This is a genomic window from Bacillus velezensis (genome assembly GCF_001461825.1).
GTDB classification, from domain to species: Bacteria; Bacillota; Bacilli; order Bacillales; family Bacillaceae; genus Bacillus; species Bacillus velezensis.
Map to the genome: position 1 here is coordinate 691,091 of NZ_LLZC01000012.1, position 13,107 is coordinate 704,197.

The 13,107-nt window shown below is 46.7% G+C and carries 16 protein-coding genes; 14 read left to right on the plus strand and 2 right to left on the minus strand.

From position 1 onward, the window contains the following. Nucleotides 1-17: 17 nt before the first annotated feature. Both ribH and ribT read left to right on the plus strand, forming a co-directional pair. Nucleotides 18-482, plus strand: a complete 465-nt coding sequence (ribH, locus tag AR442_RS07475; protein WP_003153372.1) for a 6,7-dimethyl-8-ribityllumazine synthase — start codon at nt 18-20, stop codon at nt 480-482. A gap of 116 nt (nt 483-598) precedes the next feature. Continuing rightward, nucleotides 599-973: a GNAT family N-acetyltransferase RibT gene (ribT, locus tag AR442_RS07480; protein WP_003153373.1), complete on the plus strand. Its 375-nt coding sequence runs from the start codon at nt 599-601 to the stop codon at nt 971-973. Between the two features lie 65 nt (nt 974-1,038). On the opposite strand, the gene AR442_RS07485 is transcribed toward ribT, so the two are convergent. Together AR442_RS07485 and AR442_RS19885 are read right to left on the minus strand one after the other, a co-directional pair. Beyond that, on the minus strand, nt 1,039-1,560 hold the full coding sequence (locus tag AR442_RS07485) for a DUF309 domain-containing protein (RefSeq protein WP_014418280.1): 522 nt from the start codon (nt 1,558-1,560) through the stop codon (nt 1,039-1,041). An 87-nt stretch (nt 1,561-1,647) separates the two neighbouring features. Next, nucleotides 1,648-1,737: a YjcZ family sporulation protein gene (locus AR442_RS19885; RefSeq protein WP_003153376.1), complete on the minus strand. Its 90-nt coding sequence runs from the start codon at nt 1,735-1,737 to the stop codon at nt 1,648-1,650. A 207-nt stretch (nt 1,738-1,944) separates the two neighbouring features. Between AR442_RS19885 and AR442_RS07490 the strand changes: the two genes are divergently transcribed. From AR442_RS07490 to AR442_RS07545, 12 genes are all read left to right on the plus strand, one after another. Next, nucleotides 1,945-2,700 (plus strand): segregation/condensation protein A, encoded by a 756-nt coding sequence (locus AR442_RS07490; RefSeq protein WP_014418279.1) that lies wholly within the window; start codon nt 1,945-1,947, stop codon nt 2,698-2,700. Next, on the plus strand, nt 2,690-3,283 hold the full coding sequence (scpB, locus tag AR442_RS07495) for an SMC-Scp complex subunit ScpB (RefSeq protein WP_007409428.1): 594 nt from the start codon (nt 2,690-2,692) through the stop codon (nt 3,281-3,283). The genes AR442_RS07490 and scpB overlap by 11 nt, the downstream gene beginning before the upstream one ends. An 89-nt stretch (nt 3,284-3,372) precedes the next feature. Beyond that, complete coding sequence (locus AR442_RS07500) at nt 3,373-3,858, plus strand: DUF3907 family protein (protein WP_003153380.1); 486 nt, start codon at nt 3,373-3,375, stop codon at nt 3,856-3,858. A gap of 112 nt (nt 3,859-3,970) precedes the next feature. Then, nucleotides 3,971-5,122 (plus strand): D-alanyl-D-alanine carboxypeptidase family protein, encoded by a 1,152-nt coding sequence (locus tag AR442_RS07505; protein WP_014418278.1) that lies wholly within the window; start codon nt 3,971-3,973, stop codon nt 5,120-5,122. Then, entirely contained in the window at nt 5,110-5,700 is a 591-nt protein-coding gene (locus AR442_RS07510; protein ID WP_003153385.1) for a nucleoside recognition domain-containing protein, read from the plus strand. The genes AR442_RS07505 and AR442_RS07510 overlap by 13 nt, the downstream gene beginning before the upstream one ends. Nucleotides 5,701-5,704: 4 nt before the next feature. Continuing rightward, a complete protein-coding gene (spmB, locus tag AR442_RS07515) occupies nt 5,705-6,241 on the plus strand; it encodes a spore maturation protein SpmB (RefSeq protein ID WP_003153387.1) in 537 nt (178 codons plus the stop codon). A gap of 93 nt (nt 6,242-6,334) precedes the next feature. Beyond that, the gene (gene rluB / locus AR442_RS07520; protein WP_007612296.1) at nt 6,335-7,069 is read left to right on the plus strand and encodes a 23S rRNA pseudouridine(2605) synthase RluB; all 735 of its coding nucleotides are present in this window, start codon (nt 6,335-6,337) and stop codon (nt 7,067-7,069) included. Nucleotides 7,070-7,153: 84 nt separating this feature from the next. After that, entirely contained in the window at nt 7,154-7,693 is a 540-nt protein-coding gene (gene resA, locus AR442_RS07525) for a thiol-disulfide oxidoreductase ResA (RefSeq protein WP_014418277.1), read from the plus strand. Further along, nucleotides 7,690-9,318: a cytochrome c biogenesis protein ResB gene (resB, locus tag AR442_RS07530; RefSeq protein ID WP_021494252.1), complete on the plus strand. Its 1,629-nt coding sequence runs from the start codon at nt 7,690-7,692 to the stop codon at nt 9,316-9,318. The genes resA and resB overlap by 4 nt, the downstream gene beginning before the upstream one ends. 18 nt (nt 9,319-9,336) lie before the next feature. Next, the gene (gene ccsB, locus AR442_RS07535; protein ID WP_003153395.1) at nt 9,337-10,512 is read left to right on the plus strand and encodes a c-type cytochrome biogenesis protein CcsB; all 1,176 of its coding nucleotides are present in this window, start codon (nt 9,337-9,339) and stop codon (nt 10,510-10,512) included. An 81-nt stretch (nt 10,513-10,593) separates the two neighbouring features. Continuing rightward, nucleotides 10,594-11,316: a DNA-binding response regulator ResD gene (gene resD / locus AR442_RS07540; RefSeq protein WP_003153397.1), complete on the plus strand. Its 723-nt coding sequence runs from the start codon at nt 10,594-10,596 to the stop codon at nt 11,314-11,316. Then, nucleotides 11,313-13,094, plus strand: a complete 1,782-nt coding sequence (locus tag AR442_RS07545) for an ATP-binding protein (RefSeq protein WP_007409435.1) — start codon at nt 11,313-11,315, stop codon at nt 13,092-13,094. Before resD ends, AR442_RS07545 begins: the two co-directional genes overlap by 4 nt. The last annotated feature ends 13 nt before the right edge of the window (nt 13,095-13,107 follow it).

Here is a 13,107-nt window from a genome sequence, read left to right on the forward strand (position 1 = left end):
AAAAGGATGGATAACATATGAATATCATACAAGGAAACCTAGTAGGAACAGGACTTAAAATCGGAATCGTCGTCGGCAGATTTAATGAATTTATTACGAGCAAGCTGTTAAGCGGAGCGGAAGACACGTTGCTTCGCCACGGTGTAGAATCAAACGACATTGACGTCGCTTGGGTGCCGGGAGCGTTTGAAATCCCGTTTGCGGCAAAGAAAATGGCGGAAACGAAAAAATACGATGCCGTCATTACGCTCGGCACGGTTATCAGAGGAGCGACAACGCATTATGACTATGTCTGCAATGAAGCGGCAAAAGGCATTGCCCAGGCGGGAACGGCGACGGGCGTCCCGGTTATCTTCGGCATTGTGACGACTGAAACCATTGAGCAGGCCATCGAACGAGCCGGAACAAAAGCCGGAAATAAGGGAGCGGATTGCGCAGTATCTGCCATTGAAATGGCAAATTTAAACCGTTCATTTGAATAATTTGTTGAAAAGCGTTTAAAACAGCGGCGAAAATGATATAATGTGAGGAAACGGATCGCCTTTATGTATCCGTTTGATAGGACATGAATGGACATTTTGGATATAGAGGGGTTTTTATGTTAATTCGTTATAAAAAATCGTTTGAAAAGATTGCGATGGGTCTTCTGTCATTTATGCCGAATGAAAAAGATCTCAAGCAGCTTCAGCAGACAATAAAGGACTATGAAACGGATACTGGCCGCCAGCTCTTTCTTTGGAAAGAGGATGAAGATATCGTCGGAGCGATCGGAGTCGAAAAAAAGGACTCAGAAGTTGAAATCCGGCATATCAGCGTGAATCCTTCTCACCGCCATCAAGGAATCGGAAAGCAAATGATGGACGCCTTAAAACGTCTGTTCAAAACGGAGGCACTCGTTCCGAATGAATTAACGCAAAGCTTTTTTGAACGCTGTCAACATCAAAAAGATCAGGATATCTCATATAATAACTGACAAATGCTCCCGGAATCTTCACGGTTTCGGGAGCTGTTTTGATATAGAAAAAGCAGGGCTGACCGTCAGCCTCTGCTTTTTTTTCTTCTCTCAAATTCCCGTTCGCGTTCCTTAATGACATCCGTCCTGTCCCGCAGGCGGTGTTTATGAATAAGAAAGGTATCTGATACGCCGTCTTGCCCCCATGTATAGCCCTTTCGGCGGCATTCGGCAAGACATGCTTCTTTCAGGGCTTCATCTTTAATCGGCAGCATAACACTTCTGTAAGGCAGGCCCGCTTCTATATCGTCTGACAGCGTTTCTATCAGCTCAATCAGCTTCGGATGGCTGAGACCGAGAGAACAGACCGCCTGCTTTTCAGACCGGAGAATACGTAAGCTGTTGGCAATCAGCCGTTTCGCCCCGGCTTCATTTCCCCTGCGCTGGTGATACAGAGCGACGGCAAGCTGAATCAGGCCGACCCAATGAATGCTCCGCTTTTCAGCCGGGTTTTCTTTCCAATATTCCTCTAACAGTTCATGACACTCAAAATAATCTCTTGATGCGTGAAATTCGGCCAAAAAGCCGATATAAGCTTTAGGATACAAGCCGCTTCCTCCTTTTATGCTAAAACCAGTGTACCACAGCGCTATGAAAAGGAAAAAAGAGCGGCTTGGTGCCTGAAGCCTGAGGAACTAGCAGATGTAAGATGCTCCTACGACAACGAGCAAAATAAACAGAACGACAATTAATGCAAAACCCCCGCCGAAACAAGCTCCGCTCATGTGAAATCAGCCTCCCTTTGTTTCAAGTTTACACGGCTATCATATGTGCATCCGCCTTTAAAGGTATAGGCGTATATCTTCTTTTTCAGTATTTTCTAAATAACGGAGGACGTGTATAAAAGTATTGGACGAGAGCATTTCGGTGGATTATACTAAAGGGTAGCCAGTTTTTCCGGCAATGAGAGTGATATTGAAAATGGTGAGATAATGGTAGAATATCAAGTGAAAATTGATACGTTTGAAGGCCCATTGGACCTGCTGCTTCATCTGATTAACCGTCTTGAAATCGACATATACGACATACCCGTGGCAACCATTACTGAACAATATTTATTATATGTACATACAATGCAAGAGCTTGAACTTGATGTCGCCAGTGAATATCTGGTCATGGCAGCGACGCTTCTCAGCATTAAAAGCAGAATGCTGCTTCCGAAACAAGAAGAAGAGCTGTTTGAAGACGAAATGCTTGAAGAAGAAGACCCTCGGGACGAGCTGATTGAAAAGCTGATTGAGTATAGAAAGTATAAAACCGCTGCGAAGGATTTAAAAGAGCGGGAAGAAGAAAGACAAAAGTCATTTACCAAGCCGCCGAGTGATTTAAGTGAGTATGCAAAAGAAATCAAACAGACCGAGCAGAAGCTGTCGGTGACCGTTTATGACATGATCGGCGCGTTTCAAAAGGTGCTTCAGCGTAAAAAAATCACGCGGCCGAAAGAAACGACCATTACAAGGCAGGAAATACCGATTGAAGACAGAATGAACGAAATCGTAAATAGCTTAAAAACGGCGGGGAGAAGAATAAACTTCACGGAGCTTTTTCCTTCTCGGCAAAAGGATCATCTCGTCGTGACGTTTTTAGCAGTCCTGGAACTGATGAAAAATCAGCAGATTATCATTGAACAGGAAGAAAACTTTTCAGATATATACATTACGGGGAGTGAATCCATTCATGGCGCTTGATATCGTGAATTGGAAAGCGATTGTGGAAGCCCTGCTGTATGCGGCGGGTGATGAAGGGCTGACCAAAAAGCAATTGGTGACGGTGCTTGAAATAGAAGAAGCGGAACTGGCCGGAATCATGGAAGAAGTGGCCGCTCAGTACAAGGAAGATGACAGGGGCATCGAGCTTACCGAATATGCGGATACGTATATGCTTGGAACGAAAAAAGAATTCGTGCCTTATTTGAAAAAACTAATTGAAGTGCCGTCAAAAGGGCTGTCACAGGCTTCTTTGGAAGTGCTGGCGATCGTTTCGTACAAGCAGCCGATCACACGGGCGGAAATTGAAGATATCCGGGGCGTGAAGTCTGAGCGGATTCTGCACAGCCTCGTGTCAAAAGCGCTGCTGTGTGAGGTGGGCCGCGCCGACGGTCCCGGCCGGGCGATTTTATACGGCACGACACCGGTATTTCTTGAACAATTCGGCTTAAAAACATTGGAGGAGCTCCCGCCGCTTCCTGAAAATGCGGAGGAAGACGTTCTCCAGGAGGAAGCCGATTTATTCTTTGAAAACTTCAACCAAACTTTTGAGGATATTAAATAATAATCGTTTTTCATCATACGATAGTAGGGAAAGGCCATTGATGAATGACGCAAATGACGAAGTAAAAGAGAGGAAGGAAACGGACGGAAATGGGAAATTCGATTGTGAGGGCCCATACTGAAGAAACTGGTGAATTTTTAGCCGAGGTTGTCACGATGGTCAGCAGCTATTTAAATCATACAACATTGCCGGAGATGCGGGCTCAAGGAGAGGCGGATGAGGCATACTGCCGCGACGTGCTCAGTGTGCTGAGGAGGATGACCGTCTTTTGCGAAGGCGCCCAGGAAGCCTGCCGCCGGCTCTTAATGCAGGAGCCGTTTCATGAGGTGAGAGCGGAAAAAACGCTGTATAAAGTGTATCATCAGTGCGTGGAAGAATTTTTCATGCCGAAAAAGGATACATGGTACGAAAACAGCCGCGCCGCTTATACAGGCCAAAGCGCGATTGAATTCTACCAGCAAGTGCCGGATTCGCTGCGGAGCCTTCTGCTTTCGCTCAGCAGTGAATTTCTGCGCATGCGGGAAGAATTGGCGCAATATGAAGCATCAGGCTCAAATATGGCATCAGTCAGATAAAAACTCTTCCTTTTGGAAGAGTTTTTTTATGTGAAAGTGATGCAATTGGTATTCATAAGTCATGGACATGCGCATAAACTTGTACAAACCCACAACAAGGACGTGAGCATTCATGCGCTTTCTCAAAAAAGCTGCCGTATTTCTTTTGACTTTTGTTATTCTTTTTTCCATTACAGACGGCAATACGGCACATGCCCAAATACATGTCAGCGCAAAAAGCGCGATTATAATCGACGGAGCATCTGGCCGGGTGTTATTCGCCAAGGATGAACATCATAAGCGGCGGATTGCAAGCATTACGAAAATCATGACGGCGGTGCTGGCGATTGAATCAGGGAAGATGGAAGAGACCGTGACGGTTTCCCCGAATGCCGTAAAAACGGAAGGCTCAGCCATTTATCTTCAGCCGGGACAAAAAGTAAAGCTGAAAGATCTCGTATACGGGCTTATGCTGAGATCAGGAAATGACGCCGCTGCGGCAATAGCGGAATATGTCGGCGGAAGCCTTGACGGTTTTGTATTTATGATGAACAAAAAAGCCGAGCAAATCGGGATGGAAAATACAAAATTTCAAAATCCGCACGGGCTGGACGACCATGAAAATTTATATTCAACGGCGTATGACATGGCGCTTTTGACTAAATACGCGATGAAAATCAAGGAATACCGGACCGTTTCAGGCACAAAAGTGTATAAGGCGGAAACGATGAATCGGGTATGGAAAAATAAAAACAAGCTTCTGACTGGGCTCTACCGTTACAGCACAGGCGGAAAAACGGGTTACACAAAAATCGCGAAACGGACGCTCGTCTCGACGGCCTCAAAAGACGGTACGGATCTCATCGCGGTCACCATAAATGATCCGGACGACTGGGATGACCATATGAATATGTTTAATTATGTCTTTGATCACTATAAAACCTATGTCGTCGCTAAAAAAGGCGGCATTCCGAAGCTGAAAAAGACGTTTTACGGAAAGCGCGCTTTTATTGCCCGGGATGTCAAATATTTGTTAAAAGAGGATGAAATCGACGATGTAAAAATCAGCACAATCTTAATAAAACCGAAAAAAGCCTGGAAAAAGGACGCCTCTCTCATTCCTGATGTCGTCGGCCGGATGACTGTTATGCATGATGGGAAAGTGATCGCCAAGATCCCCGTCTATTATGAAAATGAGCGCCATAAAAAACCGAAAAAGCATTTCATTGAGACGTTTACGAGCCTGTTTATGAGCGCGGCGGGCGGTTCGTCATGGTCAATTTAATCTGGGTATGTCTGACGGTAATCGGACTTGTCTTTGCGATGTTTAACGGTACCTTGCAGGATGTGAATGAAGCCGTTTTTAAAGGAGCGAAAGAAGCGGTTACGATCTCGTTCGGATTAATGAGCGTTCTCGTGTTCTGGCTCGGCCTGATGAAAATAGCCGAGCAGTCCGGCCTTTTGGATATATTCAGCAGAATGTGCCGCCCGTTTATTTCTAAGCTGTTTCCCGATATTCCCCCTGATCATCCGGCGATGGGATACATCTTATCAAATCTCATGGCAAACTTTTTCGGACTGGGAAATGCGGCGACACCGCTCGGCATTAAAGCCATGGAGCAGATGAAAAAGCTGAATGGAGGTAAGTCTGAGGCCAGCCGTTCCATGATTACCTTTTTGGCGGTAAATACTTCGAGTATTACATTGATACCGACAACCGTCATTGCCGTGCGCATGGCTTACTCGGCGAAATCACCGACCGATATCGTCGGGCCGACCATCTTAGCGACTTTAATTTCGGGAATCGGCGCGATTTTCATTGACCGCTACTTCTGGTACCGCCGCAAAAGAAAAGGGAGGTAAGCGAATGGAAATGGTGAATTGGCTGTCTTTAGCCATGATTCCGATTATTATCGCCGGTATATTGATATACGGCACGATCAAAAAAGTGCCGACGTATGAATCATTCGTTGAAGGCGGAAAAGAAGGAATTGAGATTGCGTTTTCCATCATTCCGTATTTGGTCGGGATGCTGGTGGCGATTACCGTATTCCGGGCCTCAGGCGCGCTGGATTTTGTCATGGGGCTGTGCAAGCCTTTCTTTACAGCGCTCGGCATTCCCGCAGAAGTCGTGCCGCTTGCTCTGATCCGCCCGATTTCGGGGACGGCGGCGCTCGGCATGACGACAGATCTGATCGCCGTGTACGGGCCTGATTCATTTATCGGCAGGCTGGCCTCGGTCATGCAGGGATCGACTGACACGACGCTGTATGTCCTGACGGTGTATTTCGGGGCGGTCGGCATCAAAAAAATGGGGGATGCTTTAAAGGTTGGTCTTCTTGCTGATTTGATCGGGGTGGTTGCATCAATCATCATAGTTACGTTATTATTTGGAAGCGCCTGAAATCAGGCGCTTTTTATATATCAGAATAACTCTCCCTGAAAAAGCTTGTTTGTTCAAGGGGAAAAAAGTAAGATTATACTTGAGGTGAACGACATGGAAAGACTGCAAAAAGTTATTGCTCATGCCGGCGTGGCATCACGCAGAAAGGCGGAAGAGCTGATAAAAGAAGGAAAAGTAAAGGTGAATGGAAAAGTAATAACAGAGCTCGGCGTAAAAGTGACCGGTTCTGATCAGATTGAAGTAAACGGATTAAAGGTGGAGCGGGAAGAACCCGTGTACTTTCTGCTTTATAAACCGAGAGGAGTGATCTCAGCAGCTGATGACGACAAAGGGCGGAAAGTGGTGACCGACTTTTTCAAAGAAGTGCCGCAGCGCATTTATCCGATCGGCAGGCTTGATTATGATACGAGCGGACTTTTATTGCTGACAAATGACGGCGAGTTTGCCAACAAACTCATGCATCCGAAATACGAAATTGATAAGACATACGTCGCCAAAGTGAAGGGGATTCCTTCCAAGGAACTTCTGAGAAAGCTTGAGCGCGGCATTCAGCTTGAAGAAGGCAAGACGGCGCCGGCCAGAGCGAAAATGCTTTCCCTGGACAAAAGAAAGCAGACGAGCATCATTCAGCTGACGATTCATGAAGGCCGGAACAGACAGGTCCGCCGCATGTTCGAGGCGATCGGTCATGACGTGCTGAAACTAAAACGTGAAGAATACGCATTTTTAGATTTAAGAGGCCTGCGCACAGGAGACGCAAGAGAATTGTCGCCGCATGAAGTGAAAAGGCTGCGGGCTTTAGCTGAACACGGTAAAAACGCTTTCTAATTTTCACATAACCTTCAAAAATTACAAAACGTGTTGATGATATAATTGAATGGATTTGCAGGCAGGGGAGGGGAGCAGTGTACAATGAACAAAAAACGGCGGCGTTTATTCATTCGGACCGGCATCCTTCTCATCTTACTCTGCGCGCTCGGATATACCATCTATAATGCCGTATACACAAACGGAGAGCGTATATCTGAGGGGTCCAAAGCCCCGAATTTCGCGCTGAAAGATACAGAGGGCAGACTCATAGAACTGAGTCAGTTAAAAGGAAAAGGTGTTTTTCTGAATTTCTGGGGAACGTGGTGCGAGCCGTGCAAGCAGGAATTTCCCTACATGGAGAATCAATACAAGCATTTTAAAGACCTCGGTGTCGAGGTGGTTGCGGTAAATGTCGGCGAATCAAAAATTGCAGTACATAATTTTATGAAAACATACGGCGTCAATTTCCCGGTTGCGCTCGATACTGACCGGCAAGTGCTGGACGCGTACGGCGTATCACCTATTCCGACGACATTTTTGATCAATCCCGACGGAAACGTCGTGAAAGTGGTGACCGGCACGATGACAGAACGCATGGTTCATGACTATATGAATTTAATTAAGCCGGAGGCGTCTTCATGAAAAAGGTCAAATGTGAATGCGGGCACGTGAATCCAGCCGGGACGGTTTTGTGCGAGTCGTGCGGGAAGCCGCTTGATGATCAAAAATCGCCGCTTGCGGATATGCGGTACGACGGCAGCGCAAGGCGTTCGCAAACATATAACAAAACAATCGTAGATAAGGTATGGAACTTCTTTTCTTCCGTAAAAGTCGGAATATGGCTGATCGTCATTACTCTGGCGGCGTCTGCTTTCGGCACGGTTTTTCCGCAGGAAGCTTATCTGCCGCCGGGCGCCCAGCCGGATACATATTATGAACAGCAGTACGGCATAATCGGTCAACTGTATTATCTGCTGGGATTTCATCACCTGTACGGCTCATGGTGGTATATGCTCCTGATCGCATCCATTGGCATATCACTGGTCATCTGCAGCCTGGATCGGGTGATTCCTTTGTACAGAGCGCTGAAAAATCAAGGAGTTCGGCGGAATCCGGTCTTTTTGAAGAGGCAGCGTCTATACAGCCGGACAGAAACCGAGCTGAGCGGGGATGCGGCTGATAGCCTCAGAACACGATTGAAAAAAAAGCATTATAGAGTGCGAGAACAAGAGGGAAGCATTCTGGCGGAAAAAGGCCGTTTTTCAAGGTGGGGGCCCTACGTCAATCACATCGGCCTGATCATTTTTCTGATCGGAGCCATGCTGAGATTTGTACCCGGTATGTATGTCGATGAAACGCTCTGGGTCCGTGAAGGCGAAACCGCCCAGATCCCCGGCACTGACGGCAAGTATTACTTAAAAAACAACCGGTTCACGATGCAGACATATAACAAAGACACTGAGAAAAAAGTATTCGCCGACGCCATTGACAGAGCCGGAAACGGCAAAGTCGCCAAATCCTTCACAACGGACGCGGTTTTGTACAAGAGGGAAGGCGACATTGTATTCGGTGAAAAGCCGAAGCTTAAAAGAGTCAAAGAAAACAATATCCGCGTCAATGAACCGCTGCGCTTTGACTCCTATTCTGTGTATCAGGTGGACTATAAAGAAAACCAGCTCGATCAGATGGTATTTCAGCTGATCGACCAAAAAACAAAACAGTCATTCGGCAAACTGAAGATCAATCTTCTTGATCCCGACACGGACTATGATCTTGGTAACGGTTACAAAGTGCAGATCGCCAGTTATCTTCCTGATTTTTATTTTAACAAGGACGGAGAACCGAGCACGAAAACGAAGGTTCCTAACAATCCGGCTTTTGTCTTTAAAATCACGGCTCCTGACAAGCCGAAAGGGGAGAAAAGTTTTGTTGCGATTCAGCAGACTGTTGAAGGTTCCGAAAGTAACAAGTACAAATTAAAATTCGACCATGTGGAAACGAAAAACATTACAGGACTCACCGTCAGAAAAGACTTAACCTTATGGGTGCTTGCCGTCGGCGGCGCGATCTTTATGATCGGCGTCATTCAAGGAATGTACTGGCAGCACAGAAGGATCTGGATCAAAACAGGTGATCATGAAGTGCTTGTGGCGGGACATACGAACAAAAACTGGTTCGGTCTGAAAAAAGATATCGAATTTGTTCTTAGCGGGACCGGGATTCAAGAGCCGGCCGATCAAAAAGAATTGGCCAAAAATCAGACCTAGTGAAAAAGGAGTGGTGTCATGGCGGAGCTGAGCGCAAATTTTCTTTATGCTGCCTTTTTGATTTATTTAATTGCCGTCCCGGTTTTCGGCGGCGCCATCCGGGGAACAAAAGGTGCTAAGGACGGTAAGGGCCGCTGGTCGGCTATCGGAATCACGTTAACCATTTTCGGATTTCTTTGTCATCTCGGCTACTTCATTGCGAGATGGTCGGCAAGCGGACATGCGCCTGTCAGCAATATGTTTGAATTTACGACGTCATTCGGCATGATGCTTGTTCTCGCTTTTATTATTATTTACTTTATTTACAGACTGCCTTCATTAGGCATGTTCACATTGTCTATCGCGCTTTTGCTTATCGCATATGCAAGCATGTTTCCGACAGACATCACGCCGCTTATTCCGTCACTGCAGAGCAATTGGCTGTACATTCACGTCACAACGGCGGCGCTCGGGCAGGCGATTCTTGCGATCAGTTTTGTAGCCGGCGTCATTTTCCTGTTAAAGCATGTCGACCAATCCAGACCGGGCAAAAAAACGTTCTGGCTTGAAGTCATCATGTTTATACTCGTGACGACCGTGGCATTTATCGCCGTCACGTCGGCATTCCGGCTGGCTGACTACAAAGCTGAATTTAATTGGGTGGATAAAAAAGAGGCCAAAAGCGTCATGATATATGATATGCCTGCGCTTGTCGGCCCGCATGACGGAGAACTGCTTACGGAAGGCGCAATGAAGCCGCTTATTGAGCTTCCGGCCATTTTTTCAGGCAGAAAGGTCAATACGGTGATCTGGTCGTTTGGCGCAGGTCTCGTTTTATACGGTGCGCTCAGGCTGATATTCAGAAAGAGAATCAGCGCTCTTATAAGCCCGCTCGTCAAAAATGTGAATCTGGACTTGGTCGATGAAGTCGGCTACCGCGCTGTTTCTATCGGTTTTCCGGTATTCACACTCGGCGCGCTTGTGTTTGCGATGATTTGGGCGCAGCTTGCATGGACGCGTTTTTGGGGCTGGGACCCGAAGGAAGTATGGGCGCTGATCACCTTTTTATTTTACGCAGCGTATTTGCACTTGCGGCTGTCAAGAGGCTGGCATGGCGAAAAGTCCGCGTGGCTTGCCGTCATCGGCTTCGCCATTATTATGTTTAACTTGATTTTTGTGAATCTCGTGCTTGCCGGACTTCATTCGTACGCATAGATGCAAAAAGCCGATACAGTTCTTAAGCTGCCGCACAGTTTGTTAAAATGAAAGTAACAGAAGGAAAGCAGGGGGAAAACGATGGATCAAACAAATGAAACTAAAATATTAGTAGTAGATGATGAAGCCAGAATTCGACGCCTTTTAAGAATGTACCTTGAACGGGAAAACTATGTGATTGAAGAAGCGGAAAACGGCGACGAGGCCATTAAAATGGGGCTGGCATCAGATTATGATCTGGTGCTCTTGGATTTAATGATGCCGGGAACGGACGGAATCGAAGTATGCCGGCAGCTCAGAGAAAAAAAAGCGACGCCGATTATCATGCTGACGGCAAAAGGGGAAGAAGCCAACCGCGTCCAGGGGTTTGAAGCGGGTACGGACGATTATATCGTCAAGCCTTTCAGCCCGAGAGAAGTGGTGCTTCGGGTAAAGGCGCTTTTAAGAAGGGCTTCCCAAACATCTTATCTGACAGCCAATACCCCGACAAAAAATGTGCTCGTCTTTTCGCATCTATCTATTGATCACGATGCTCACAGGGTGACTGCCGACGGCACAGAGGTGAGCCTGACGCCGAAGGAATATGAACTGCTGTACTTCCTGGCGAAAACACCGGACAAAGTGTACGACAGGGAAAAGCTTTTAAAAGAAGTGTGGCAGTATGAATTTTTCGGAGACCTCAGAACGGTGGACACCCATGTCAAACGGCTCCGTGAAAAATTAAATAAAGTATCCCCGGGAGCGGCGAAAAAAATCGTCACCGTATGGGGAGTCGGATACAAATTTGAGGTAGGCGCTGAATGAAGTTTTGGAAAAGCGTAGTAGGTAAGCTTTGGTTTACCATTCTTTCACTCGTGTTAATTGTTTTATTTATTTTAACGGTGCTGCTTCTGGAATTTATAGAAAATTACCACGTTGAAGAAGCGGAAAAAGATTTAACGCAGCTTGCCGATAAAATTGCGGTCATAATAGAAAATCATGAAGACCAGCCGCTTGCCAGATCCATCACGTGGGAACTGGCGGACAATTTAACGAGCATCGCGATCATTCAGGATGATAAGCATGTCTGGTATTCGCCCAATGACGATAATCATTTATCCTCTATTACATTAGAGCAGATCAAACATGACCGGGATCTGCACAAGGCGCTGACAGACCGCAAAAAAGTAAGCAAACGTGCGGTGCCCAACAATGCCGGTTCGGATAACGAACGGCTGATCGTCGGAGTGCCGTATGAAAAAGACGGCAAAAAAGGCATGGTCTTTTTATCCCAATCGCTGCTTGCCGTCAAAGATACGACGAAACATACAACCCGCTATATTTTTCTTGCGGCGGGCATTGCCATCGTCCTGACAACGTTTTTCGCGTTCTTTTTATCCAGCAGGGTGACATATCCCCTTCGGAAAATGCGGGAAGGCGCCCAAGACTTGGCGAAAGGAAAGTTTGATACAAAAATTCCGATTCTGACCCAAGATGAAATCGGGGAACTGGCTATTGCCTTTAATCAGATGGGACGGCAGCTCAATTTCCATATTAACGCGCTGAATCAGGAAAAAGAACAGCTGTCCAATATTTTAAGCAGTATGGCAGACGGTGTCATTACCATTAATATCGACGGCACCATTTTGGTGACCAACCCGCCGGCCGAACGTTTTCTGCAGGCATGGTATTATGAGCAGAACATGAACATTAAAGAAGGAGACAACCTTCCCCCTGAAGCAAAAGAGCTATTTCAAAATGCAGTGAACACGGAAAAAGAGCAAATGATTGAAATGACGCTTCAAGGAAGGTCATGGGTTTTATTGATGTCGCCTCTTTATGCGGAATCACACGTCCGCGGCGCCGTGGCCGTGCTCCGTGATATGACCGAAGAGCGCAGGCTCGATAAATTGCGTGAAGACTTCATTGCCAATGTCAGTCATGAGCTCAGAACCCCGATTTCTATGCTGCAGGGATACAGCGAAGCAATAGTGGACGACATTGCAAGCACCGAAGAGGAGAAAAAAGAAATCGCGCAGATCATTTATGATGAATCTCTTCGCATGGGCCGGCTCGTCAATGATTTGCTGGATTTGGCCAGAATGGAATCCGGACATACGGGCCTGCACTATGAAACGGTAAACCTGCATGAGTTTCTGGAGAAGATCTCCCGCAAATTTTCCGGGGTAGCGAAGGAAAAAGGCGTTTCGCTCACAGAAGACATCTCGGTGTCTCAGCCGGAGTGTGTCTTTGACGAAGATAAAATGGAACAGGTGTTTACCAACCTTATAGATAATGCGCTGCGCCACACGGAGTCAGGCGGAAGCGTTCATATCGCGGCTCAGACCGTAAAAGACGGACTGAAAATCGATATCAAAGATTCCGGCTCGGGAATACCGGAAGAGGACCTGCCTTTTATTTTTGAACGTTTTTATAAAGCGGACAAAGCAAGAACAAGAGGCAGGGCGGGAACCGGACTCGGACTCGCCATCGTAAAAAATATCGTGGAAGCCCACGGCGGTTCAATTGCGGTTCACAGCAGCATCGATAAAGGGACGACGTTTACATTTTATATTCCGACAAAAGTGCAGGATGACGTCTGAAATTGACGAACAA